The organism is Kitasatospora sp. NPDC007106 (genome assembly GCF_040634455.1).
Classification (GTDB): domain Bacteria; phylum Actinomycetota; class Actinomycetes; order Streptomycetales; family Streptomycetaceae; genus Kitasatospora; species Kitasatospora arboriphila.
This window is the reverse complement of record NZ_JBEYFP010000044.1, coordinates 1-23124: the sequence shown is the minus strand read 5'-3', so window position 1 is coordinate 23124 and position 23124 is coordinate 1. Positions and strand designations below refer to the sequence as shown.

22 protein-coding genes are annotated in these 23124 nt (G+C 73.2%); 16 read left to right on the top strand and 6 right to left on the bottom strand.

The features are described from left to right. Positions 1-70: 70 nt before the first annotated feature. Positions 71-814 (bottom strand): CGNR zinc finger domain-containing protein, encoded by a 744-nt coding sequence (locus tag ABZ641_RS07540; protein WP_359979893.1) that lies wholly within the window; start codon positions 812-814, stop codon positions 71-73. A gap of 248 nt (positions 815-1062) precedes the next feature. Here ABZ641_RS07540 and ABZ641_RS07535 point away from each other — a divergent pair, with 248 nt between their 5' ends. The 12 genes from ABZ641_RS07535 (at position 1063) to aroA (ending at position 13659) form a co-directional block, all read left to right on the top strand. Next, positions 1063-2604, top strand: a complete 1542-nt coding sequence (locus ABZ641_RS07535; RefSeq protein WP_344622136.1) for a 4-hydroxyphenylacetate 3-hydroxylase family protein — start codon at positions 1063-1065, stop codon at positions 2602-2604. A 59-nt stretch (positions 2605-2663) separates the two neighbouring features. Next, positions 2664-3161: a flavin reductase family protein gene (locus ABZ641_RS07530; RefSeq protein ID WP_344622137.1), complete on the top strand. Its 498-nt coding sequence runs from the start codon at positions 2664-2666 to the stop codon at positions 3159-3161. Between the two features lie 21 nt (positions 3162-3182). Beyond that, entirely contained in the window at positions 3183-4217 is a 1035-nt protein-coding gene (locus ABZ641_RS07525; protein WP_359979889.1) for a hypothetical protein, read from the top strand. A gap of 160 nt (positions 4218-4377) precedes the next feature. Continuing rightward, the gene (locus ABZ641_RS07520) at positions 4378-5925 is read left to right on the top strand and encodes an FAD/NAD(P)-binding protein (RefSeq protein WP_344622139.1); all 1548 of its coding nucleotides are present in this window, start codon (positions 4378-4380) and stop codon (positions 5923-5925) included. Positions 5926-5963: 38 nt separating this feature from the next. Next, positions 5964-6764: a class II aldolase/adducin family protein gene (locus tag ABZ641_RS07515; protein ID WP_344622140.1), complete on the top strand. Its 801-nt coding sequence runs from the start codon at positions 5964-5966 to the stop codon at positions 6762-6764. A gap of 46 nt (positions 6765-6810) precedes the next feature. Further along, complete coding sequence (locus tag ABZ641_RS07510; RefSeq protein ID WP_359979886.1) at positions 6811-7449, top strand: NAD(P)H-binding protein; 639 nt, start codon at positions 6811-6813, stop codon at positions 7447-7449. 129 nt (positions 7450-7578) lie between these two features. Beyond that, positions 7579-8826 carry a multidrug effflux MFS transporter gene (locus ABZ641_RS07505; protein WP_359979884.1) on the top strand — a complete coding sequence of 416 codons (1248 nt, stop codon included), beginning with the start codon at positions 7579-7581 and terminating at the stop codon, positions 8824-8826. Positions 8827-9011: 185 nt separating this feature from the next. Then, entirely contained in the window at positions 9012-10406 is a 1395-nt protein-coding gene (locus ABZ641_RS07500; protein WP_344622143.1) for a class II 3-deoxy-7-phosphoheptulonate synthase, read from the top strand. Continuing rightward, entirely contained in the window at positions 10406-10780 is a 375-nt protein-coding gene (gene aroH / locus ABZ641_RS07495; protein ID WP_344622144.1) for a chorismate mutase, read from the top strand. Before ABZ641_RS07500 ends, aroH begins: the two co-directional genes overlap by 1 nt. After that, positions 10780-11940 carry a prephenate dehydrogenase gene (locus ABZ641_RS07490; protein ID WP_359979896.1) on the top strand — a complete coding sequence of 387 codons (1161 nt, stop codon included), beginning with the start codon at positions 10780-10782 and terminating at the stop codon, positions 11938-11940. The genes aroH and ABZ641_RS07490 overlap by 1 nt, the downstream gene beginning before the upstream one ends. Before the next feature lie 13 nt (positions 11941-11953). After that, the gene (locus ABZ641_RS07485) at positions 11954-12424 is read left to right on the top strand and encodes a type II 3-dehydroquinate dehydratase (RefSeq protein ID WP_344622145.1); all 471 of its coding nucleotides are present in this window, start codon (positions 11954-11956) and stop codon (positions 12422-12424) included. Next, the gene (aroA, locus tag ABZ641_RS07480) at positions 12421-13659 is read left to right on the top strand and encodes a 3-phosphoshikimate 1-carboxyvinyltransferase (RefSeq protein WP_359979879.1); all 1239 of its coding nucleotides are present in this window, start codon (positions 12421-12423) and stop codon (positions 13657-13659) included. The genes ABZ641_RS07485 and aroA overlap by 4 nt, the downstream gene beginning before the upstream one ends. A gap of 154 nt (positions 13660-13813) precedes the next feature. On the opposite strand, the gene hisC is transcribed toward aroA, so the two are convergent. From hisC to gap, 3 genes are all read right to left on the bottom strand, one after another. Then, positions 13814-14884, bottom strand: a complete 1071-nt coding sequence (hisC, locus tag ABZ641_RS07475) for a histidinol-phosphate transaminase (RefSeq protein WP_359979877.1) — start codon at positions 14882-14884, stop codon at positions 13814-13816. A 29-nt stretch (positions 14885-14913) separates the two neighbouring features. Then, the gene (locus ABZ641_RS07470; protein ID WP_344622148.1) at positions 14914-15813 is read right to left on the bottom strand and encodes a pyridoxamine 5'-phosphate oxidase family protein; all 900 of its coding nucleotides are present in this window, start codon (positions 15811-15813) and stop codon (positions 14914-14916) included. 139 nt (positions 15814-15952) lie between these two features. Then, positions 15953-16960, bottom strand: a complete 1008-nt coding sequence (gap, locus tag ABZ641_RS07465; RefSeq protein WP_344622149.1) for a type I glyceraldehyde-3-phosphate dehydrogenase — start codon at positions 16958-16960, stop codon at positions 15953-15955. Between the two features lie 312 nt (positions 16961-17272). On the opposite strand from gap, the gene ABZ641_RS07460 reads away from it, so the two are divergent. The 4 genes from ABZ641_RS07460 (at position 17273) to ABZ641_RS07445 (ending at position 21427) form a co-directional block, all read left to right on the top strand. After that, a complete protein-coding gene (locus tag ABZ641_RS07460; protein ID WP_359979874.1) occupies positions 17273-18019 on the top strand; it encodes a helix-turn-helix domain-containing protein in 747 nt (248 codons plus the stop codon). Positions 18020-18204: 185 nt separating this feature from the next. After that, positions 18205-18987: a class I SAM-dependent methyltransferase gene (locus tag ABZ641_RS07455; protein ID WP_359979871.1), complete on the top strand. Its 783-nt coding sequence runs from the start codon at positions 18205-18207 to the stop codon at positions 18985-18987. Further along, a complete protein-coding gene (locus tag ABZ641_RS07450; protein ID WP_344622152.1) occupies positions 18984-20651 on the top strand; it encodes an AMP-binding protein in 1668 nt (555 codons plus the stop codon). The genes ABZ641_RS07455 and ABZ641_RS07450 overlap by 4 nt, the downstream gene beginning before the upstream one ends. 182 nt (positions 20652-20833) lie before the next feature. Continuing rightward, a complete protein-coding gene (locus tag ABZ641_RS07445; RefSeq protein WP_344622153.1) occupies positions 20834-21427 on the top strand; it encodes a TetR/AcrR family transcriptional regulator in 594 nt (197 codons plus the stop codon). Here the strand turns inward: ABZ641_RS07445 and ABZ641_RS07440 are convergent. Together ABZ641_RS07440 and ABZ641_RS07435 are read right to left on the bottom strand one after the other, a co-directional pair. Then, positions 21328-21801 (bottom strand): LysR family transcriptional regulator, encoded by a 474-nt coding sequence (locus ABZ641_RS07440; RefSeq protein ID WP_344622154.1) that lies wholly within the window; start codon positions 21799-21801, stop codon positions 21328-21330. The genes ABZ641_RS07445 and ABZ641_RS07440 overlap by 100 nt on opposite strands. A 60-nt stretch (positions 21802-21861) precedes the next feature. Beyond that, positions 21862-22884 (bottom strand): ScbA/BarX family gamma-butyrolactone biosynthesis protein, encoded by a 1023-nt coding sequence (locus ABZ641_RS07435; RefSeq protein WP_344622155.1) that lies wholly within the window; start codon positions 22882-22884, stop codon positions 21862-21864. Positions 22885-23124 lie beyond the last annotated feature (240 nt).

The following is a 23124-nucleotide window of genomic DNA, read 5'->3' as shown; positions in this document are numbered from 1 at the left end:
ACCACGCACTTCCTATCTGCCCCGGGGAGTCGACTCCCCGGGGCCACGGCCGTCGTGCGTCCGCGGCGGGTCAGCCGACGGCGACCCGGGCGCCGCCGCGGGCGGCGGGCTGTTCGGCGCGCAGCCGCCGGTAGTGCCGGGCGGCCTTGGCGCGGTTGCCGCACTCGGCCATCGAGCACCAGCGCCGCATGCCGTTGCGCGAGGTGTCGAGGAACCAGAGCGGCAGCCGGTGCGGTCCGGCGCAGCTGCGGATCCGCTCGGGGGCGGTGCCGAGCAGCTGGAGGTAGTCGTCGAGGGCGAGCCAGCCGGCCAGCCAGGCCGGGTCGTCGACCTCGACGGTGGTGGCGGGCCCGTCGGCGGTGAGCCGGTAACGCAGGGCGCCGCGGCCGAGCAGCCGGTCGACCTCGCGGACGGCGTCCGGGTCGGCGGGCGCCCGGCCGGGCCGGCGCTGGTCGTACGGGGGGCTGAGGGTGGCCTGCAGCGCCTCGCGGGTGTGCCGGGTCGCGGAGAGCGCGGCGCCGTCGGCGGGGCAGAGGCCGGCGAGGCCCGCGGAGGAGAGCCAGATCCGGTAGCCGTCCAGGTCGTCGAGCAGGTCGCGGGTGCCGGCCGGGGCGTCCCAGCGGGTGTTGAGCAGGTCGAGGGCGAGGGGTTCGCCGAGCAGTGGACGGCGGTCGGCCGGGTCCGGGCTGCGGCCGCCGGCGGTGCCGGCCGGACCGTGCCAGCGGCGGTCCGGGCCGGGGACGCCGAGGGCGAGGTCGAGCAGGGTGACCCGGGCTTCCGCCAGGGTGGTCAGCGGTGTGCCGTGTGCGCGCATCGTGCTCCCTCGGCCGGTGTCGGGCCGCTCTCCCCCCGTCCCCGGGCGGCACTGCGCGGGCAGTGCGGCGGCACCGGGCCAGTCTGGCGCCGGGCCGGGCGCGCCGGAACGGGTGGGCGCCCGGTGTGCGCGCAACGGCCAGAGGCCGTGCGCGGCCTCATAACTGACCCACGGGAATCTTTTCTAGCTTCGGATGTGCCAGACCCGGACACGCAGATCCGAACGCCCGATGGGGAGAGTGAAGCACGATGGCTCAGGCCGAATCAGACCTGGCACAGCCGGGCGCCGAGGCGCCCAACGACCTGCTGAACGGCGACACGTACCTGGAGAGCCTGCGTGACGGGCGCCAGGTGTACATCGACGGCGAGCTGGTCAAGGACGTGACCGAGCACCCGGCGTTCCGCAACGCCGCCCGCTCGATGGCGCACCTGTACGACGCGCTGCACCACCCGGACACCAAGGACATGATGACCACGGTCGACCGGTACACCGGCGCCCGGGTCCACCGGTTCTTCACTCCGGCCCACACGGCGGACGACCTGGTCAAGGCCCGTGACGCCATCGAGCACTGGGCGCGCCTGAGCTACGGCTTCATGAACCGCACGCCGGACTACAAGGCCTCCTTCATGGCCGGCCTGGCCGTCACCCACTCCTTCTACGAGCCGTTCGGCGACAACGCCCGCGCCTGGTACGAGAAGTACGCCCGCCAGGCGCTGGCGATCAGCCACGCGATCGTCAACCCGCCGGTGGACCGCCACAAGGCCGCGCACGACATCCCGGACGTCTACCTGAAGGTCGTCGAGGAGCGCGACGACGGCATCGTGGTCGAGGGCGCCAAGCTGATGGCCACCGCCTCCGCGCTGACCCACGTCGCCTTCGTCGGCCAGATCCACCTCGCCAACCTGGAGAAGGGCAAGGCCGAGGACATGGCGCTGGCCTTCATGGCGCCGCTGAACACGCCGGGCATGAAGGTGATCTGCCGCCCGTCGTACGAGAAGAAGGCCAACAGCCCGTTCGACAACCCGCTCTCCAGCCGGTTCGACGAGAACGACGCGGTGCTGGTCTTCGACAAGGCGTTCATCCCGTGGGAGAACGTCCTGATCTACCGGGACACCGAGAAGATCCACCAGTACTTCCCGCGTTCGGGCCTGCTCTCCCGCGGCTTCTTCCAGGGCGCGATCCGGATGGCCGTGAAGCTGGAGTTCATGGCGGGCGTCCTGGACCGCGGCACCCGCCTCAACGGCACCGACAAGTTCCGCGGCGTCCAGGCCGGCCTCGGCGAGCTGCTCGCCTGGCGCCACCAGACCTGGGCCGTCACCACCGCGATGGCGATGGACCCGGAGCCCGCCGAGGGCGGCACCGTCCTGCCGCGGATGGACTACTCGGCCGGCTACCGGGCGCTCGCCCCGATCAGCTGGGACCGCACCCACAAGTTCTTCGAGGAGCACCTGGCGGGCGCGCTGCTGATGACGCCGTCCAGCCACAAGGACCTCCAGAACCCGGAGCTGCGCCCGCTGTTCGACCGCTACTACCGCGGCTCCGGCACCACCGCGGAGGAGCGCGCCAAGCTCTTCAAGATGGCCTGGGACGCGGTCGGTTCGGAGTTCGGCGCCCGCCACGAGCTGTACGAGCTCAACTACGCGGGCGGCCCGGACCAGGTCCGCCTGGACACCCTGAACTGGACCCGCGCGGCCGGACTGCTCGACCAGTACGGCGACTTCGTGCAGAAGGCCATGGACGACTACGACCTGGACGGCTGGCGCAGCGGCCGCTGGGCCGAGACCGACTGACCCGGCCGGGCGGGCGGCCGCGGACGCGGCCGCCCGCCCTCCGCTCACAGGAGGCGGTAATGAACCACGATCTACGCAGCGTCATGCGTCACTTCGCCACCGGGGTCTGCGTCGTCAGCACCTACACGGACGGCGCCGACGGCCGGCGGCACGACGCCATCACGGTCAACTCGCTCACCTCGGTCTCGCTCGACCCGGCGATCATCACGCTCTGCTTCCGGCACGACTCGCGGTTCCTCGCGGACCTGCGGACCGCCGGCGTGTGGGGCGTCTCGATCCTGGACGGCGAGTCCGAGAGCCACGCCCGCGCCTTCGCCAAGGACCCGGAGTCGCGCCAGGTCTCGCTGTCCGAGGCCGCCCACAGCTTCGGCGACGCCACCGGTGTGCTGCTGCTCGACGCAGCCGGCTGGATGGAGGTCGCCTACCGCGACGAGCTGGTGATCGGCGACCACGTGATGGTGATCGGCGAGGTCGTGCGGCTCGGCGCCGCCGACTCCACCGCTCCGCTCATCTTCCTCCAGGGCGGATTCCACACCCTCGAACTCACCCGTTCCTGAGACAACGGAGATCGCAGCACCATGAGCACGAAGAAGAACGCGTTCAAGAGACCCCTCATCGCCTCCTCCGCCGCGGCCGCCCTGCTCGGCACCGCCGCCCTGTTCGCGCCGGCCGCCGGCTCGGCGAGCGCGGCGGGTACGGCGGTGGACACCACCCCGGTGAAGGTCTGTCTGACCGGGAACACCAGCACCACCGCCGAGTTCACCGTCACCCTGCCCAAGGTGGCCGTCGACCCGGTGCTGCAGGCGACCCCGTCGTACCTGGGGCCGTGCGCCTCGTACGGCACGCCGAGCGCCCTGGGCAACGGCAACGTGCGCACCTACGCCCAGCAGGAGCCGAACGGCAAGCCGATCTCGATGGGCTTCGTCTTCCCGAAGACGATGCTGCAGAACCTGCCGACCACGATGACGGACCAGCACCACTGCTACGACATCAACGGCAACGGCGTCATCGACGAGCACACCGAGTGCATGGGCGGCCACGAGCGTCCGCTCGACCTGCCCACCGCGCTCACCAGCACGCCCGACATCCCGTACAAGTGGGCGCTGCTGAACTACAACACCATGGGCCACGGCCCCGCGGGCATCTACGACCTCCCGCACTTCGACTTCCACTTCTACGTCCAGCCGAAGGCCGAGCGGGACGCGATCCGCCCCGGCCCGTGCGCGCTGGCGATCAACTGCGACGACTTCGCCACGGCGACCAAGCCGATCCCGTCGCAGTACATGCCCTCCGGCTACATAGACAACGGGGTGGCCGAGGTCGCGATGGGCAACCACCTGATCGACCAGAGCTCCCCCGAGTGGCACGGCCAGACGTTCACCCAGACGTTCATCTACGGCGCCTACGACGCGAAGATCAGCTTCCTGGAGCCGATGATCACCAAGGCCTACCTCGAAGGCCTGGCCACCGGTGCCAACCAGAGCGGGTGCTTCCCGATCAAGCAGCCGCAGGCCTGGCAGGTGGCCGGCTGGTACCCGAAGGACTACTGCATCAAGTACCGCGCCAACCGCGGCGACTACACCGTCTCGATGGAGAACTACCAGCACAGCTGAGCCATCGACCAGGCAGGGCCCTCCCCCGCCCTGCCCCCGGAGCCCGGCACCGGGGGCCATCCCCACCCCCGGTGCCGGGCCGCACCCACAGGCCGTTCGGATACGCGGAGGAGACAGCGCATGGACGGCGCCGGACATCCACGAGTGGCAGGAATCTGACATGTCATCGGCGATCTCACTCGCAGTCATCGGAGGCGGGGCCTCGGCGGTCTGCCTGATCGACGCCCTCGCCCAACGCGACACCGCGCCCGGCAACCTCACGGTCTTCGAGCCGTCGCCGCACCTGTGGCGCGGCCGGGCGTACCAGTCCGACACCACCACGGTGAAGGTCAACGCGACCCCCGACGACATGTCGGTCCGGGCCGGCGACGACCGGCACTTCGAGCGGTGGCTCATGACCCGGGACCGGATCCTCGGCCTGCCCGAGGGCACCACCGGCCTCGACCCCAGGGCCGGCGCCCGCTTCGCTCCGCGCACCGAGTACGGGGAGTACCTGGAGCAGACCGCGCACGCCGCCCTCGCCAAGCTGCGCCTGCGCGGCTGGCGGATCGACCTGGTGAGCGAGTCCGTCACCTCCGCCAACCTGGCGGCCGGCCGCGCGATGCTGCGCACCAACGAGGGCCGGGTGCGCGCCTTCGACTACGCGGTGCTCTGCGTCGGCGGCGACAGCCCCAAGGACGTGTACGGGCTCACCGGCAGCGGGAACTTCATCGGTGACCCGTACCCGATCACCCAGAAGCTGCAGTCCGTCGCCCCGGACCAGCACGTCGCCGTGATCGGCAGCGGCCTGACCGCCGTCGACATCATCATCTCGCTCGCCTCCCGCGGGCACCGCGGCCGGATCAGCCTGCTCTCCCGGCGCGGCATGCTGCCCGGCGTCCGGCAGAAGCCGGTCCACTTCGACCTGAGGCACGTCACCCCGGAGAAGATGCAGCGGCTGTCCCGCCGTCAGACCAGCCTGCGCCTCCAGGAGATCGCCGACCTGATCGGCAAGGAGTTCGCCGAGGCCGGCGCCGACCTGACCGCGGTGATCGAGGAGATCACCGGCGCGCACCGCGAGCACCCGGTCGAGCGGCTGCGCCGCCAGCTCTCCGAGGTGGACTCCCCCGACCTGGGCCTGCGGATCCTGCAGCGCGCGGTGCCGGACACCGGCCCGGACATCTGGCCGCTGCTCTCCGAGCGCGACAAGGTCGAGCTGCTGCGCACCCACTACCGGACGATCATGAGCCTCTGCTGCCCGATGCCGCCGAGCAGCGCCACCGAGCTGCTGCGGCTCGCCGACGAGGGCCAGCTGCAGATCGTCTCCGGCCTGCAGGACATCGCGGCCGGCCCCGAGGGCGGCTACACCGTCGAGACCTCCGAGCAGGACGCCTTCCGGGCCGACGTGGTGATCAACGCCGTCAACGCCTCCGAGGGCAAGATCCCCGTCGGCGCGGCCCCGCTGGTCAACTCGCTCACCCGCAACCGGCTCGCCGACCGCCACCCGCACGGCGGCCTGCACATAGCCCGCGCCACCAGCCGACTCGCCGTCGAGGGCCGGCCCGAACCGCGCTGGTACGCGCTCGGCAACATCGCGGCCGGGACGCTGTTCTTCACCTTCGGCATCCCCTCGCTGGTGGACCGGAGCCAGGACATCGTCCGTGCCGTCCTCGCGCACTCCCAGCGGATCGCCGGCCTGCGCGCCGAGCGCGTCCTGCAGAGCGCCTGACCCGGCGCCCCGAGTCCAGAGCCAAGGAGAGCACCCCCGTGACCACGACCACCCCGAGCTACCTGGCGGACACCGCCACCGGCCTGCCGCTGCCCGGCGACGCGCGGTTCGCCACCGCCGCCGAGGAGCGCCGGTACCGCAAGCAGCGGCTCACCGCCGCACTGCGGCTGTTCGGCAAGTACGGCTTCGGCGAGGGCATATCGGGCCACATATCGGTCCGCGACCCCGAGCTGCCCGGGCACTTCTGGGTCAACCCGTTCGGCGTCTCGTTCAAGCGGGTCACCGTCGGCGACCTGATCCTGGTCGACTCCGACGGCACGGTGGTGGAGGGCCGGCACAAGGTCAACCCGAGTGCCTTCGTCATCCACTCCGCGATCCACGACATGAACCCGGACGCCGAGGCGGCCGCGCACGGCCACACCGCCCACTCGCGGGCGCTCGGCGCGCTCGGCCGGCTGCTGGAGCCGATCGACCAGGAGTCCGCGGCCTTCTACGGCAAGCAGGTGCTCTACACCGAGTACGAGGGCCCCTCGGTCGCCGTCGAACAGGGCAAGGACATCGCGCAGAAGCTCGGCGACAACCGGGCGATCCTGCTCCAGCACCACGGCCTGATCACGGTCGGCGGCTCGCTGGAGGAGGCCGTGCACTGGTTCTTCACCTTCGACAGCTGCGCCGAGGTCCAGCTGCTCGCGCTCGCCGCGGGCACCCCGAAGAGCTTCAGCCACGAGCAGGCCCTCTCCGCGGGCGCCGGCTTCGGCGACGCCCAGCTGGGCCGCTTCAGCTTCCAGCTGCTCTGGGACGAGATCGTCCACGAGCAGCCCGACCTGCTCGACGAGTGACGACCCGTCGGGCACACCGCACACCCCTGCCACACGAGGAGTGGTCATGAAGGTTCTGCTGTTCGGAGCGACCGGGAACATCGGCGCCGCGATCGCCGAGGAGCTCGTCGCCCGCGGCCACGAGGTCACCGGGGTGACCCGCTCCGGCGGCACCGGCGCGGGCTCGGCCGTCCCGCTCGTCGCCGGTGACGTCGCCGACGCCGAGCAGGTGGCCGAGCTCGTCCGGGGCCACGACGCGGTCGCCTCCGCCGTCGGCCCCCGGATCGGCGCGGACGACGACCGGACGATCCTCCTCGGCGCCACCGACGGCCTCGTCGCCGGCCTGCGCAAGGCCGGCGTGAAGCGCCTGGTGGTGCTCGGCGGTGCCGGCAGCCTGCGCACCCCCGACGGCACCCGCGTCGTGGACGACCCCCACTTCCCGGAGCTGTGGAAGGCCAACGCCCTCGCCCAGATCGAGGCGCTCGGCCGCTACCGCGAGGTCGACGACCTCGACTGGACGTACATCTCGCCGGCCAAGCTGATCGAGCCAGGCGAGCGCACCGGGGCCTACCGGCTGAGCGGCGACGACCTGCTGGTCGACGCCGACGGCCGGTCCCGGATCAGCATCCCGGACTACGCGGTCGCCTTCGTCGACCAGCTCGAAGGCGGACGGGCCCTGCGGACCAGGGTCTCCGTCGCGTACTGACACCGCGTACCGGCGGACCGACGGCCCCCACCCGACGGTCCGCACCCCGCATCAGCACCACCGGCCCGCCCGGCCGCCGGCCCCCGCCGGCCACCGGGCGCGCCACCACTCCGGAGGGAACCCGAAACCATGTCATCCACCGCCAGGGCCAAGGGCGGCGGCGCGGTCGTCGCCATCCTGGGCGCACTCACCGCACTGGGTCCGCTGTCCAACGACACCTACCTGCCCGGTCTGCCCGACCTCACCCACGACCTGCACGCGAGCGCCTCGGCCGGCCAGCTCAGCCTCACCGCCTGCCTGCTCGGCCTCGGCCTCGGCCAGCTCTTCGCCGGCCCGATCTCGGACGCCGCCGGCCGCCGCAAGCCGCTGCTGTGGGGCCTCGGCGTCTACACCGTGGCGGCGCTGCTGTGCGCCGTCGCACCGAACATCTGGCTGCTGGTCGCGCTGCGCGCGATCCAGGGCCTCGGCGGCGCGGTCGGCATCGTGATCGCCGCCGCGGTCGTCCGCGACAAGCACGAGGGCGCCGCGGCCGCCAAGTACTTCGCGCTGCTGATGCTGATCACCGGCCTGGCGCCGGTGCTCGCCCCAGTGGCCGGCGGCCAGCTGCTGCGCTTCACCTCCTGGCACGGCGTCTTCACCCTGCTCGGCGTCCTCGGCGCGCTGCTGCTCGTCGTGGTCGCCGTCGGCCTGCCGGAGACCCACCCGGTGGAGCGGCGGCGCACCGGCGGCCTGAAGGCGACCGGCCCGGTCTTCCGCCGGCTGCTCTCCGACCGCGTCTTCGTCGGCTACAACCTGGCCTGCGGCCTCGCCTTCGCGGCGATGTTCGCGTACATCGCGGGTTCGCCGTTCGTGCTGCAGGACATCCACGGCATGTCCCCGCAGGGCTTCAGCGCGGTGTTCGCGGTCAACGCGGCCGGCCTGGTGGTCTGCGCGCAGATCTGCGGCCGGATCGTGCACCGCACCGGCCCGCGCCCGCTGCTCGCGATCGGCCTGACCGGCTCCGCGGTGGGCGGCCTCGGCCTGCTCGTCACGGTGCTCGCCGACGGCGGCCTGGTGCCGCTGCTGGTCGCGCTGTTCGTGGTGGTCTCCAGCGTCGGCCTGGTCATGCCGACCGCGACCGCGCTCGCCCTGCAGGAGCACGGCGACTCGGCTGGCTCCGCGGCGGCCCTGCTCGGCCTGTCCCAGCACATCATCGGCGCCGCCGTGGTGCCGCTGGTGGGCCTGGCCGGCGAGGGCACGGCCGTGCCGATGGGCATCGTCATCGCGGTGCTCGGCAGCGGCGCGCTGCTCTCCTTCGCCGCGCTGACCCGCGCCGCGGCCGCGCCGGCCCCGGCGGCCGGGGCGGACGCCCGCTCGGAGCAGGCCGCGCACGCCTGATCCTCCGCCGCCCCGCCGGGCCCGTCCCGGCGGGGCGGCCCCTCGCTCTCCCCCGCACCACCCGCACCACCCGCTCCACCGTGCAAGCCCCCGCTCCCCCGGAACCACTGAAGTACGGGCGTTGCGCCCCGATCGCCTCGCACGCTCTGCCGCACCGCGTCCCATTTCACGAGCCGGAGATCGTTATGCCGTTCGCAACCTCGACCGACGTCCTGTCCCGGGAGGAGTCCTGGCGGACCCTGCCCGCGGCCCAGCAGCCGGACTGGCCGGACCCCGATGCCCTGGAGCGGGTCTGCGACGAACTGCGCACCTACCCGCCGCTGGTGTTCGCCGGGGAGTGCGACAACCTGACCGCCCGACTGGCCGCCGTGGCCCGCGGCGAGGCCTTCCTGCTGCAGGGCGGCGACTGCGCGGAGACCTTCGACGGCGTCTCCGCCGGGCAGATCCGCTCCAAGCTGAAGACCATGCTGCAGATGGCCGCCGTACTGACCTTCGGCGCCTCGGTGCCGGTGGTCAAGGTCGGCCGGATCGCCGGCCAGTACTCCAAGCCGCGTTCGCAGCCCACCGAGACCCGGGACGGCGTCACCCTGCCGACCTACCGCGGCGACTCGGTCAACGGGCTGGCGTTCACCGCCGAGGCCCGGGTGCCCGACCCGCAGCGGCTGCTGCGGATGTACAACTCCTCCGCCGCGACCCTCAACCTCGTCCGCGCGTTCATCTCCGGCGGCTACGCAGACCTGCGCGAAGTGCACTCCTGGAACCAGGACTTCGTCCGCACCTCGCCGGCCGGCCAGCGCTACGAGCGGCTCGCCGAGGAGATCGACTCCGCCCTCTCGTTCATGCGGGCCTGCGGCGTCGACCCGACCGAGCTGCACCGCACCGAGTTCTACACCAGCCACGAAGCGCTGATCCTGGACTACGAGTGCGCGATGTCCCGCCTCGACAGCCGGTCCAACGACCGCTACGACGTCTCCGCCCACATGCTGTGGATCGGCGAGCGCACCCGCCAACTGGACGGAGCCCACCTGGAGTTCGCCTCCAAGGTGAACAACCCGATCGGCGTCAAGCTCGGCCCGACCACCACCGCGGACGAGGCGCTCAGCCTGATCGACCGGCTCGACCCGAAGCGCGTCCCCGGCCGGCTCACCTTCATCACCCGGATGGGTGCGGAGAAGATCCGCGACCTGCTGCCGCGGCTGGTCGAGAAGGTCACCGCCGAGGGCGCCCAGGTCGCCTGGGTCTGCGACCCGATGCACGGCAACACCTTCACCGCCTCCACCGGCCACAAGACCCGCAGCTTCGACGCGGTGCTGGACGAGGTCGCCGGCTTCTTCGAGGTGCACCGCTCGCTGGGCACCCACCCGGGCGGCATCCACGTCGAGATCACCGGCGACGACGTCACCGAGTGCGTCGGCGGCGGCCACGCCCTGGTCGCCGAGGACCTCCACCAGCGGTACGAGTCGGCCTGCGACCCGCGGCTCAACCGCAGCCAGTCGCTCGACCTGGCCTTCCTGGTCGCCGAGATGTACCGGGGCCGCGGCACCGCCGCAGGCGTCCGGACCGTCCAGGCGGTGCGCTGATGCGCGCCGTCCGCGGGGCGATCCAGGTCGACCGGGACGACCCGGTCGAGGTCATGGACGCCACCCGCCTGCTGCTCCAGGAGATCATCGAGGCGAACTCGCTCGTCCCAGACGACCTGGTCTCGATCCTCTTCACCGCCACCCCCGACCTGCGCAGCGGCTTCCCCGCCCGCGCCGCCCGCGACCTCGGCCTGACCGACGTGCCGCTGATGTGCGCCCAGGAGATGGACGTCGACGGCGGCCTGCCGCGCACCGTCCGGGTGCTGGTCACCGCCGAGACCCCGCTGCCCCGCGACCGCGTCCGGCACGTGTACCTCGGCGGCGCCCGGGCCCTGCGCCCCGACCTGGCGCAGCCGATGGCGGGTGCCCGGTGATCCGTACCGCCGCGGTGGTCGGGGCCGGACTGATCGGCACCTCGGTGGCGCTCGCGCTGAGCCGCCGCGGGGTGCTGGTGCACCTGCTCGACACCGACCGGGACGCCGTCCGCACCGCCGTCGCGCTCGGCGGCGGGGTGGACTGCCCGCCGGACGAGCCGGTGGACATCGCGGTGATCGCGGTGCCGCCGAGCGCGGTCGGCCGGGTGCTGGCCGACCACCAGGCCCGCGGCCTCGCCCACGCCTACACCGACGTGGCGAGCGTCAAGCACGAGACCGAGCGGGCGGTGCTCGGCGGCGCCCCGGACCCGTCCCTGTTCGTCGGCGGCCACCCGATGGCCGGCGGCGAGCGGTCCGGGCCGCTCGCCGCCTGCGCCAACCTCTTCGAGGGCCGCACCTGGGTGCTGACCGCCTGCGAGATGACCTCCCGGGAGACGCTCAACCGGGCGCTCGCCATGGTCGCCATGTGCGGCGCGGTGCCGGTGGTGATGGAGAGCGACGCGCACGACCGGGCGGTGGCACTCGTCTCGCACGCGCCGCACGTGGTCGCCGCGCTGATGGCCGCCCGGCTGGAGAACGCCCCCGAGGAGGCGTCCCGGCTGGCCGGCCAGGGGGTGCGCGACATGACCCGGATCGCCGGCGGCGACCCCGGGCTGTGGGGCGACATCCTGGAGTCCAACGCCACCGCCGTCGCCGACGTGCTCAGCGAACTCGCCGACGACCTGGCGACCACCGTGCGGGCGCTGCGCGGCCTCGCCGAGGTCGACGCGGCCAAGCGGGCCGAGGAGATGACCCGGGTCATCGACCTGCTCGGCCGCGGCAACGCCGGCCGGGCCCGGCTGCCCGGCAAGCCCGGTACGGCGGGCGGCGCGCTGGTGCCGGTGGTCATCGGCGACCGGCCCGGCGAACTGGCCCGGCTCTTCGCCGCCGTCCAGGACACCGGCGTCAACATCGAGGACGTGTCGATCGACCACTCCACCGGCCGCCCGAGCGGTCTGGTCGAACTGGTGGTCGCCACCGACGCGGCCGGCCTGCTCGCCGACCGGCTGCTGGCCGCCAACTGGACGGTGCAGCGGATCCGCCCGGTCTACGCGAACCGCGCCGCCGGCGCCGAGGACCGGGACCGCGGCACCGCGGACCGCGTCTCCGTGCCGAGCTGACGAAGGAGCAGCAGTGACGCTGGTCTACGTGCTCAACGGCCCCAACCTGGCCCGGCTCGGTCTGACCGAGCCGGGCCGGGACGGCCGCGCCGCCTACCCGGAACTCGTCCGGGTCTGCCAGGAGACCGCCGCCGAGCTCGGCCTGCGGGCCGTCGTGCTGCAGACCGACAGCGAGGCGGAACTGGTCGGCTGGCTGCACCGGGTCGCCGAGGAGGCGGCCCCGCTGGTGCTCAACCCGGCCGCGTTCACGCACTGCTCGTACCCGGTGCGGGACGCGCTCGCGCTGCGCCGTGCCCCGGCGATCGAGGTGCACCTGTGCAACCCGTACGCGCGCGAGCCGTTCCGCCGGGTCTCCGTGCTGTCCGACGTGGTCGACGGCGCGGTGACCGGCCTCGGGACGGACTCCTACCGGCTCGCGCTGCACGCCGTCGCCCGCCTCGCCGGGGCGGGCGCCCGTCCGGAACCCCGAGGAGCCATCGCGTGACCACCGCCGCCCGAGGGGCGATCGCCCGCATCCCGGGCTCCAAGAGCATCACCAACCGGGCGCTGCTGCTGGCCGCGGCCGCGCTCGGCCCGAGCCGGCTCGGGGCACCGCTGGTCAGCGCCGACACCGTCGCCTTCCGCCGGGCGCTGGAGGCGCTCGGCGTGCGGGTGGACGAGCAGGACGGCGACTGGGTCGTGCACGGCACCGGCCGCGGCCCGCACGGCCGCGCCCGCATCTGGTGCGAGGACGCCGGCACCGCCGCCCGCTTCCTGCCGGTGCTCGCCGCGGCCGGCTTCGGCCGGTTCGAGGTGGACGGCACCGAGCAGCTCCGGGCCCGCCCGCTCGGCCCGCTGGTCGACGCCCTGGTGCGGCTCGGCGCCGAAGTGACGGCCGGGCCCGGCGGCCGGCTGCCACTGACCGTCCGCACCACCGGACTGCAGGGCGGCGAGATCGCCCTCGACTCCACCAGCAGCAGCCAGTACCTGACCGGTCTGCTGCTGTCCGCCCCGCTGATGCGCAGCCCGCTCACCGTGCACGCGGCGGGCCTGGTGAGCCGCCCCTACATCGACATGACGGTGGCGCTGATGCGCCGCTTCGGCGCCGACGTGGCGGAGGGGCCGGACGGCCGGCTGCGGGTCACCGGCGACTACCGGGCCACCGACCTGCGGATCGAGCCGGACGCCTCCACCGCCTCGTACGTGTTCGCGGCGGCGGCGGTGACCGGCCGGTCGGTCACCGTGCCGGGACTCGGCCGCGACAGCCTCCAGGGCGACCTGCGGTTCGTCGAGGTGCTGCGGCGGGCCGGCGCCGAGGTGGAGATCGGCGAGGACGGGACCACCGTGACCGGGACGGGGCGGCTGCGCGGCGGCTTCGAGGTCGACATGGGCGACATCTCCGACACCTTCATGACGCTGGCGGCCGTCGCACCGCTCGCGGACGGGCCGATCACCGTCACCGGCATCCGGCACGCCCGGTTCAAGGAGTCCGACCGGATCACCGCCGTCGCCGGCAACCTGCGGCGGCTCGGCGTCGAGGTGACGGAGGGCCCGGACCGGCTCACCGTGCACCCCGGACCGGTCTCCGGCGGCCTCGTCGACTGTCACCGCGACCACCGGATCGCGATGTCCTTCTCCGTCCTGGGCCTGCGGGTTCCGGGCATCGTGCTGGACGACCCGTCCTGCGTCGACAAGACCTTCCCCGAGTTCCACACCGAATTCGCCCGCCTCTTCGCCTGACGAAGAGCCCACAGGGGCGCGGGGAACGACGGAGAGCACCTCAGGGGCGCGGGGAACTGCGCGATCCGGATGCGGCTCACGGACGGATCAGGTCGGCCCTGACTCGTTCCGAGGCCCATCCCCGGACTGCGCAGTTCCCCGCGCCCCTTGTCCGTCACTGCCAGGCGGCAGCCGCCCGCAGGACCACGTCGTTGGCCTCCGGCTCCCCCACCGTGATCCGCACGCCGTCCGTCCCGTACGGCCGGACCACGGCGCCGAGTTCCGCACAGGCCTCGGTGAACGCGGCGGTGCGCCCGCCCAGCCGCAGCCAGACGAAGTTGGCCTCGCTGTCCGGCAGGTCGAAGCCGCTCTCCCGGAGCGCCGCGGTGACCCGGGCCCGTTCCTTCACCAGCAGTTCGACCCGGTCGAGGAGTTCGTCCTCGGCGGCGAGCGAGGCCAGTGCGGCGTCCTGGGCGAGCCCGCTGACGCCGAACGGCAGCCCCACCTTGCGGAGCACGGCCGCCACCTCGGGGTGGGCGACGGCGTAGCCGATCCGCAGGCCGGCCAGGCCGTAGGCCTTGGAGAAGGTGCGCAGCAGCACGACGTTGCCGTGTCGGCGGTGGAACGCGAGGCCGTCGGCGGCGTCCGGGTCGCGGACGAACTCGGTGTAGGCCTCGTCGAGGACGACCGTCACGTCGCTCGGCACCCGGTCGAGGAAGCGCTCCAGTTCGGCGCGGCGGACGACGGTGCCGGTGGGGTTGTTGGGGGTGCAGAGGAAGATCAGCCGGGTGCGGTCGGTGACCGCGTCGGCCATGGCGTCGAGGTCGTGGCGCTCGTCGGCGAGCAGCGGCACCCGGACGGAGGTGGCGCCGCAGACCTCGGCCATGATCGGGTACGCCTCGAACGAACGCCAGGCGTACAGGACTTCGTCGCCCGGTCCGGCGGTGGCGCGGACCAGCAGCCGGCCGACGGCGACCGAGCCGGTACCGAAGACCAGCCGGTCGGCGGGGACGTCGAGGCGGGCGGCGAGCGCCTCGGCGAGGGCGGTGCAGGCCGGGTCGGGGTAGCGGTTGATCCGGCCGGCCTGTTCGCGGACGGCGGCGACGACCGAGGGCAGCGGCGGGTAGGGGTTCTCGTTGGAGGAGAGTTTGAGGTTCTCGCAGCCCTGGCGCGGGGAGCGGCCGGGGACGTAGTCCGGGACAGCGGCCAGCGCGGCTCTGAGCCGGGGGGCGTCGTAGCGGCTCACGGCGGGTACCTCCTGCGGTCGGGGCCCGATCAGGTCGGGTTGAAGGGCGAGGGGGCGGCGAACTTCCAGCGCAGGGTGGTGAAGTCACGGACCTCGACCACCTGCTCGACGTCGAACTCGACCAGCCGCAGGGCACCCTGGACGGCCTTGGTGCGGGACTCGTCCCAGTCGATCCGGGCCTTCCCGGTGACGTGCAGGGCGTGGCCGGCCTCCCAGTCGAGGAAGGTGAGGCCGCAGGCTGGGTCGAGCTGGAGGTTGCCGAGGGTCATGTAGAAGGAGTTGCCGAAGTAGTCCGGCCAGACGATCCTGTTCGGCGCGGGGACCTCGACGAAGCCGGGCGCGCCGCCGCGGTGCGAGGCGTCGGCGCCGTGCTGCGGGGCGCGGCTGGCGATGAAGAAGGTGTCGGCGCCGGTGATCAAGCGCTGCTGGTCGGCGTCGAGCACGGTGGAGCGGCGCACGGCCGGCGCGGCGGCCTGCGGTGCGTCGGGGCGCAGCACCCGCTGCTGCAGGTACTTGGGGCAGTTGCCGAGGACCTGCTCGGTGGTGACGACGAGGATGTCGCCCTCGCGCTGCGCGACGCCGTTGATCCGGATCCGCTGGCTGGTCTGCGGCTCGATGGCGAGCATGCCGATGTCGCGCTGGTCGTCGAAGACGTGCTCCAGCGGGTCGCCGGCCACCGGCAGGGCCTTGACGTGGATGGTGTGGGAGCCGACGGCGCCGGCGAAGCCGCGCGGGCCGGTCAGGACGGTGGACCAGGCGGCGCCGTCGTCGTCCACACCGCCGATCACCAGCATCCGCTGGCGGCGCAGGAACATGTCGAACGGCGGCGGGATCGCGGCCTCGAACATCGGCGAGCCCCAGCCGGGGTGGCCCTCGCCGGCCCGCTGCTGCACCGCCTGCTCGCCCTCGTGGTACGGCGTCTTGACCATGGGTCGGCCCTCTCTGTGCGGGTGTTCGTCCGGTGCGGCGCGTCTTCGCCGCGGGTCGCCCGCTCGGTTCACGGGCGCGGGCCGGGCGCCCGGGGTTCGCCCCGGGTGCCCGGCCCGCGTGTGCGGTCGGCGGCGCCGGTCAGGCGTGCTTGCCGATCAGCAGGACGGTGTCGACGACGCGGTTGGAGAAGCCCCACTCGTTGTCGTACCAGCCGGCGACCTTGACGGTGCGGTTGTTGATGACCTTGGTGAGCCCGGAGTCGAAGATGCAGGACGCCGGGTCGGTGACGATGTCGTTGGAGACCAGCGGCTCGTCGGTGTAGCGCAGGACGCCGGCCAGCGCGCCCTCGGCGGCCTTCGCGAACAGCGCGTTGACCTCCTCGACGGTGGTGTCGCGGGCGACGGTGACGGTCAGGTCGGTGACCGATCCGACGACGACCGGGACGCGCAGCGCGTAGCCGTCGAGCTTGCCGTTGAGCTCGGGCAGCACCTGGCCGATGGCCTTGGCGGCGCCGGTGCTGGTCGGCACGATGTTGCCGGCCGCTGCACGGGCCCGGCGGAGGTCCTTGTGCGGGCCGTCCTGCAGGTTCTGGTCCTGGGTGTAGGCGTGCACGGTGGTCATCAGGCCCTGCTCGATGCCCAGGCCGTCGTTGAGGACCTTCGCCAGCGGGGCGAGGCAGTTGGTGGTGCACGAGGCGTTGGAGACCACGCTGTGGACGTCCTCGTCGTACTCCGCGTCGTTGATGCCGATCGCGATGGTGAGGTCCTGGTTGGTGGCCGGGGCCGAGATGATGACCTTGCGGGCGCCGGCCGCGAGGTGCGCCTTGGCCTTCTCGGCGTCGGTGAAGACGCCGGTGGACTCCACGACCACGTCGACGCCCAGCTCCGCCCAGGGCAGGTCGGCCGGGTTGCGCTCGGCGGTGACGCGGATGCTGCGGCCGTCGACGACGATCTCGCCCTGGCCCGCCGTCACGGGCACCGGCAGCTTGCCGAGCGTGGTGTCGTACTTCAGGAGGTGGGCCAGGGTCGCCGCGTCGGTGAGGTCGTTGACCGCCACGATCTCGATGTCGGCGTTCTGCTCAAGTGCGGCGCGGAGGAAACTCCGGCCGATCCGGCCGAATCCGTTGATGCCTACCTTGATTGCCACGGGTGGGCCCCTTCTGGGTGGGTGCACAGGGGGACGCGCGCAGCGCCGGTGATCCGCGCGCCCGGCACTGATCTGTACCGCCGACGCTAGGCGGGGCCCGGCCGGGCGACTTGTCTGAACGCGCACGGGTTGTTGTGCGGCCGCGCACGATCCGGCCGGAGCGCTTCACAGCGGGCCGGGCATCACTGCTGCCGATGAAAACCGCATACCTTCCAGAAGGTATGTTTCCATGATGGAGGGGTCCGCCCTCCCGGGGCGGACCGGGTACCGGCTGACGCGGCCTCAAGTCCTCGCGGGGGAGCCATGGATGCAATGCCTACCGAGAACGGGCACACCGAGTACGGAACGGCACCGCGCCGGGCGCCGGAGCCGCCCGTGCAGCCGGTGGTGGAGAACGTGAGCGAGGTCAGCCTCGGCAGGGTCCGGATCACCGTCGTCGAGGGCACCGCCCCGGAGTACGGCGACGACGTCCGGGTCTCCCAGCACCGCACCCGCGGGGGCGAGGCCTACCTGCGGGTGAGCTGTCCGCTGTCCGACCCGCTCGCCGTCCCCGAGCTGCTGCGCCAGCTCGCCGACCAGGGCTCGCTGCCCTCCGACCGCACCGCCGAACTGCTGGCCCGCGGCATCACCGGGCTGGTCGCCCAGGCGTGCGCCGACTACATGGACCGCGACCAGGACTCGCCCCGCCCGGCCCGCAGCTCCGGCCTCGCCCGCCGCGCCATGCTGCAGCGGATCAAGCACTTCGCCCGCAGCCGGCTCGCCGACCCCGAGCTGAAGCCGGAGATGCTCGCGCAGCACCACCACATCTCGCTGCGCTACCTGCAGAAGCTCTTTCAGGAGCACGGCCAGAGCCCGGCCAGCTGGATCCGCGACGAGCGGCTGCACCGCTGCTGCGCCGAGCTGCGCGACCCGCGGCTGGCGCACCTCACCATCGCGATGATCGGCGAGCGCTCCGGCCTGTACGGCGCCTCGCACTTCAGCCGGCTGTTCCGCGACCGCTACGGCATCTCGCCGCGCGAGTACCGCCGCGACCACGCACGCCTGACCGACGCCGCCTGACCCGGCGCCGCCCGCCGGGAGGCCCGACCCGACGCCGTCCGCCGGGCCGCCCGGCCGGTGTCGCCGCACCGCCCGCACCGCCGTCCCGCACCGCCCGAACCACGCCGCCCGCCGGGCCGTCCGGCACCGACCGGACGGCCCGGGACGACCGGCGCCCGCCGGTCCCGAGCGAAAGGCCCTCCTCCTTGTCCAGCCTGTCCAGCTTCGAATACCCGGGCGAGTTCTACGAGGTGATCCGCAAGGATTTCCGCGACCTCGCCGCCGAGACCGAGTTCCTCGCCTCGTACCTGCCGCCCGGCGGGTCGGTGCTCGACATCGGCAGCGCCACCGGCGCCAACCTGCGGGCCCTGGCCGCCCTGGGCCACCCCGGGACGGGCCTCGACCAGAGCGCCGCCTTCACCGGGTACGCCGCCTCGAAGGCCCAGGAGCCCGGCTCCGCCGCCGTCGAGTACGTGCACACCCGGGCCGAGGAGTACCGCACCGACCGGCGCTTCGACCTGGTGTACAGCCTGTTCAGCACCCTCAACCAGCTGGACCGCGGCGAACTGCGGCAGCTGCTGGAGTCCGTCCGCGGCTGGCTCGCCCCCGGCGGCCACGTCGTGGTGGACATCGGCCACCTGCTGAACTTCGTGGACGGCTACCAGCCGAACATCATCGCCCACCACCAGGGCGACGGCCTGCTCGTCACCCGGCTCGCCCGGCAGTCCGTGCACGCCCACCGCGCGGTCTGGCGCAACGAGGAGACGATCATCGCCCGGGACGGCGACGGCACCGTCTCGATGTACGCCAACTTCTTCGACCAGACCGTCTTCACCGCCCCCGAGGTCCGCGACCTGCTGGTGGACGCCGGCTTCGAGGTGGTCGCCGAGTACGGCGGCTTCCGCAAGGAGCCCGGCCCGCGGATCGGCCGCGGCCCGCTGCTGTTCGTCGCCCGTGCCACCGCGACCGGCGAGGAGGCCGCCGCATGACCGCGCCCGCCGACACCCGCACCCTGCCGGACGCCGTCCTCGACGGCGGCCCGGCCCCCGACCTCCCGGTCTGCAACCTCGGCGAGGCCCTGCAGCGCGCCGCCGCCCGGCCCGACGCCGGCCGGATCCACCTCGTCCGCGCGGACGGCTCCGACACCGTGCTCGGCTACCCCGAGCTGCTGGACGGCGCCCGGCGGATCCTCACCGGTCTGCGCGCGGGCGGCGCCCGCCCCGGCGACCGGGTGCTGCTGCAGATCCGCGAGGAGTCCGACCTGCTGGCCGCGTTCTGGGCCACCGTCCTCGGCGGCCTGGTGCCGATCCCGGTGCCGCCGGGCCGCACCGACGCCCCCGAGGCCGCCGCCCAGCAGCTGGAGTGGATCTGGGCCGGCTACGACAACCCCTGGGTGGTCGTCGGCGACGACGGCGCCCCGGCCGGCCGGGCGATGACCGAGGCCGGCCGCTGGCTCGGCCGCACCGGCGAGCTGCGCGGCCACGCCCCGGCCGAGGAGCTGCACCCGGCCCGCGCCGACGACCTGGCCGTCCTGCTGCTGACCTCCGGCAGCACCGGCGTGCCGAAGGCCGTCGCGCTGACCCACCGCAACGTGCTGGCCCGCTCCACGGCCACCGCGCAGGTCCGCCGGCTGGACGTGACCAGCCGCTCGTTCAACTGGATGCCGCTCGACCACATCGGCGGCCTGGTCATGTTCCACGCCCGCGACGTGCTGCTCGGCTGCACCCAGGTGCACGCCCGCACCGAGTGGATCCTGGACGACCCGACCCGCTGGTTCGAGCAGATCTCCCGGCACGGCTGCGACACCACCTGGGCGCCCAACTTCGCCTTCGGCCTGGTCAACGACCGCGCCGAGGAGATCGCCGGCCGGGACTGGGACCTGCGCAGCCTGCGCTACATCATGAACGGCGGCGAGTCGGTCAAGGCCCGGGTGATCCGGCGCTTCCTCGACCTGCTGGCCCCGTTCGGCCTGCCGCGCACCTCGATGCACCCCGGCTGGGGCATGTCGGAGACCTCGGCCGGCATCGTCGACTTCGTCTTCGACCCGGACACCACGGGCGACGAGCGGTTCGTCCCGGTCGGCCGGCCGCACCCGGGCGTCCGGCTGCGCGTCGTGGACGAGCACGACGCCCTGCTGCCGGCCGGCACCGTCGGCCGCCTCCAGGTGACCGGCGACCCGGTGTTCTCCGGCTACTACGAGAACCCGGAGCAGAACGCCAGGTCGTTCACCGGGGACGGCTGGTTCCGCTCCGGCGACCTGGCCGTGATCGAGGACGGCATCCTCACCGTCACCGGCCGGGTGGACGACCTGATCACCCTCAACGGCGCCGAGTACCACGGTCACGAGATCGAGGCGCTGGTCGAGGAACTCCCCTTCGTGGAGCCCTCCTTCACCATCGTCTCGCCGTGCACCGCGGCCGGCGGCGAGGAGGAGCTGGTGGTCTTCTACCACCCGCGCGGCGGCACCGGCACCGACGAGGCCGACCGCCGGATCCGCGACCTGGTCACCGAGCGGTACGGGGTGCGCCTGGGCGGGGTCGTCACCCTCGCCCGCGAGGACGTGCCGAAGACCGGCATCGGCAAGCTCCGCCGCGCCGAGCTGCGCAAGCGCCACGAGGCCGGCACCGCCGGCGGACCGGGCACCGGGGCCTGACACCCCGCCGCGGCACGCACCGAGCGGCCCTTGGTCCGGACAACCCGGCAGACCGAGGGCCGCTCGTGTGTTTATGGAGAGGGAATGGACGATAGACGGGGGTCCGGAAGAAGGGTTTGCCTTCGAACCATGAACTGCGGTACGTGAGTTCACGGGCAACGTGGTTGAACGGAAGGAAGCCGATGGCACAACAGGAGCGGGCCCGGAGGACGTACGAGGCGGTACTGGACGCCGCAGCGAGGGAGTTCGCCGCCCACGGCTACGCCAACACCAACCTCGGCCATGTGGCGCAGAGCACCGGCGTCACCAAGGGAGCCCTGTACGGCCACTTCGCCTCCAAGGAGGAACTGGCCGCAGCGCTCGTCCAACACCTTGACGACGCATGGAAGTTGATCGAGGACGGGGTCGGCGACAGCCCGGACTCACCGGTGGCGACCCTGAAGAACGTGACCTGCGCGCTGGTCGCCCGGCTGCACCGCGACATCCGGGTCAACGCGGCCCTGCGGCTGCTGCTCGAGGAGGCCCAGTCCTCCAAGCGGACGCCGGCCTTCGTGTCGGACGTGGAACGCACGCTGCTGCGCCTGGTCGTCCAGGCGCAGCAGCAGGGCGAGATGGACTCCGACTACCCGCCGGAGCCGGTGGCGCAGTTGATGACCACCGTGATCTTCGGCGCGCACTATCTGGGGTCGGTGCGCGAGGAGTTGGATCTGATCACCCGGGTCAGGTCGTCCTGGGACGTGCTGCTGCCCGCCCTGGGCGCCCGCTGGGTGAGCTGAAGGCGCCCCCGCTGGGCGGGCAGCCTGACCCCCGCCCGGCGGGGCACGGCGGCCCGCCCCAGGGCCTGTCCGGCCGCCTCGGCGACCGGGCGCTCGGCCCGGCCGGACGGCCGGTCCGCCACGCCGGCCACCTCGCGGTGGGCGAGATCGGCCAGCGCGACGATGCGCTCCGCCACCGGGCGCAGCCGCAGGCCGCTCTCGGTCAGTGCGATCCGCCGGCCGCGCCGGTCGAACAGCACGGCGCCGAGCGAGGCCTCGAGGTGCTGGATCTGCGCGGTCACGCTGGACTGCGCGTAGTTCAGCTTCTTGGCGGCCCGGGTGAAGCTCATCTCGCTCGACACCTCGAGGAACGAACGCAGATGCTGAAGTTCCATCAGGACTCCTTCGGAGCGGGCCGGCGGGCACGGCGGTGCACGGACGCACCCGGCGGTCCGTCAGGACGTGGGGCCGCCGGGCAGGGCGGCCGGGCGGAACACGAGGTCCGCCTGGGCGATCGGACGGCCCGCCTGGGCCGCCGTGGCGCGTACGGTCCGGGTGCCGGGCTCGCCGCCCGTGGCCCGGGCGTCGAGCAGGATCGGTGTGCCGAACTCGCCGTACGCGTGGAACTCGACCCGCAGGCCGGTGAGCACCTCGGCGGAGGCGCCCCGGGCCGGGCCGTCGGCGAGCAGCCCGCTCTGGCGCAGGGCCTCGAGCAGCAGCACCGCCTGGACGTGGTCGGATCCGTGGTCGAAGAAGGTGGGGTGGCCCTGGTCCACCCGCAGCCGCCAGCGGGCGTCGTCGCCCGGCTGCGCGGCGAGCAGCACCACGTCGTCGGGGCGCCGCCGTCCCACCTGGGCCGGGGTGGCGGCGACCGCGCCGCCGTCCTCGGCCGGGAAGCCGGGCTCGGCCGGGCGGGCGGCCCGCAGCCGCCGGTAGAGCGCCGGGTCGAGGATCTCGCCGCCGATGGTCACCCGGGCGCAGGGGCGCCCGGCGCCGGCGTGGACGACGGTGTGCGTCCGGAAGGGCATCCGGCGGCCGGCCCGGCGCTCGGCGGGCATGTCGACCACCAGGTCGAGGGTGACCTCCTGCGGCGCCCCGACGGAGCCGCGCGCGGCCTGGTCGTCCGTCAGCTCGAAGTCGAAGCTCTTGGCGACGAAGGGCAGTTCGAGCGGCACGCCGTAGTACTCGTGGAACGTGAACATGGTGGCCTGGCGGACCGTCTCGATGATGACCATGCTGTCCGCGGTGCCGCCCGGTCCGGGCTGGAAGACCGCGTGGTCGCGGGGCCACTGGGCGGCCAGCAGGTAGCTGTCCGCAGTGGCTCTGGCCGAATCGGTGAGGAACACCTCGGAGACCGCGGCCTTGTGGACCAGTTTGCGCGACACCGTTCGATGGAAGTCGAGATCTGCGGCGCTCCGCTGCCGCGGCAGCAGTCCGGCCGTCGGATGGGTCAGCTGATCTGGTGCAAAGGTGTCCATCGCGAGCCTTCCCCCACGGGGCTGTGAACGACAGGGCACTGGCCAGGGTCCGACGCTGGGACCGAAAGAAAATATACCTCCGGGAAGGTATGTTGCCAAGCTTTGACCCTCCCCCAAGTCCCTTTCGCCACAAGGGAAAAGCGGGGGCATCGGCTCCGCGCAGACGACCGGCACGCCGGTGGGCCGCAGCAGCATCGACAGGAAGAGGCCGGAGCGCGGCGGGGCGCTCCAGCGGCGCTC

Excerpts from the sequence above, each read along its gene's own strand:
- ABZ641_RS07540 (WP_359979893.1), bottom strand. The coding sequence starts at position 814 with ATGCGCGCACACGGCACACCGCTGACCACCCTGGCGGAAGCCCGGGTC.
- ABZ641_RS07535 (WP_344622136.1), top strand. The coding sequence starts at position 1,063 with ATGGCTCAGGCCGAATCAGACCTGGCACAGCCGGGCGCCGAGGCGCCC.
- ABZ641_RS07530 (WP_344622137.1), top strand. The coding sequence starts at position 2,664 with ATGAACCACGATCTACGCAGCGTCATGCGTCACTTCGCCACCGGGGTC.
- ABZ641_RS07525 (WP_359979889.1), top strand. The coding sequence starts at position 3,183 with ATGAGCACGAAGAAGAACGCGTTCAAGAGACCCCTCATCGCCTCCTCC.
- ABZ641_RS07520 (WP_344622139.1), top strand. The coding sequence starts at position 4,378 with ATGTCATCGGCGATCTCACTCGCAGTCATCGGAGGCGGGGCCTCGGCG.
- ABZ641_RS07510 (WP_359979886.1), top strand. The coding sequence starts at position 6,811 with ATGAAGGTTCTGCTGTTCGGAGCGACCGGGAACATCGGCGCCGCGATC.
- ABZ641_RS07505 (WP_359979884.1), top strand. The coding sequence starts at position 7,579 with ATGTCATCCACCGCCAGGGCCAAGGGCGGCGGCGCGGTCGTCGCCATC.
- ABZ641_RS07500 (WP_344622143.1), top strand. The coding sequence starts at position 9,012 with ATGCCGTTCGCAACCTCGACCGACGTCCTGTCCCGGGAGGAGTCCTGG.
- aroH (WP_344622144.1), top strand. The coding sequence starts at position 10,406 with ATGCGCGCCGTCCGCGGGGCGATCCAGGTCGACCGGGACGACCCGGTC.
- ABZ641_RS07470 (WP_344622148.1), bottom strand. The coding sequence starts at position 15,813 with ATGGTCAAGACGCCGTACCACGAGGGCGAGCAGGCGGTGCAGCAGCGG.
- ABZ641_RS07460 (WP_359979874.1), top strand. The coding sequence starts at position 17,273 with ATGCCTACCGAGAACGGGCACACCGAGTACGGAACGGCACCGCGCCGG.
- ABZ641_RS07450 (WP_344622152.1), top strand. The coding sequence starts at position 18,984 with ATGACCGCGCCCGCCGACACCCGCACCCTGCCGGACGCCGTCCTCGAC.
- ABZ641_RS07445 (WP_344622153.1), top strand. The coding sequence starts at position 20,834 with ATGGCACAACAGGAGCGGGCCCGGAGGACGTACGAGGCGGTACTGGAC.
- ABZ641_RS07440 (WP_344622154.1), bottom strand. The coding sequence starts at position 21,801 with ATGGAACTTCAGCATCTGCGTTCGTTCCTCGAGGTGTCGAGCGAGATG.
- ABZ641_RS07435 (WP_344622155.1), bottom strand. The coding sequence starts at position 22,884 with ATGGACACCTTTGCACCAGATCAGCTGACCCATCCGACGGCCGGACTG.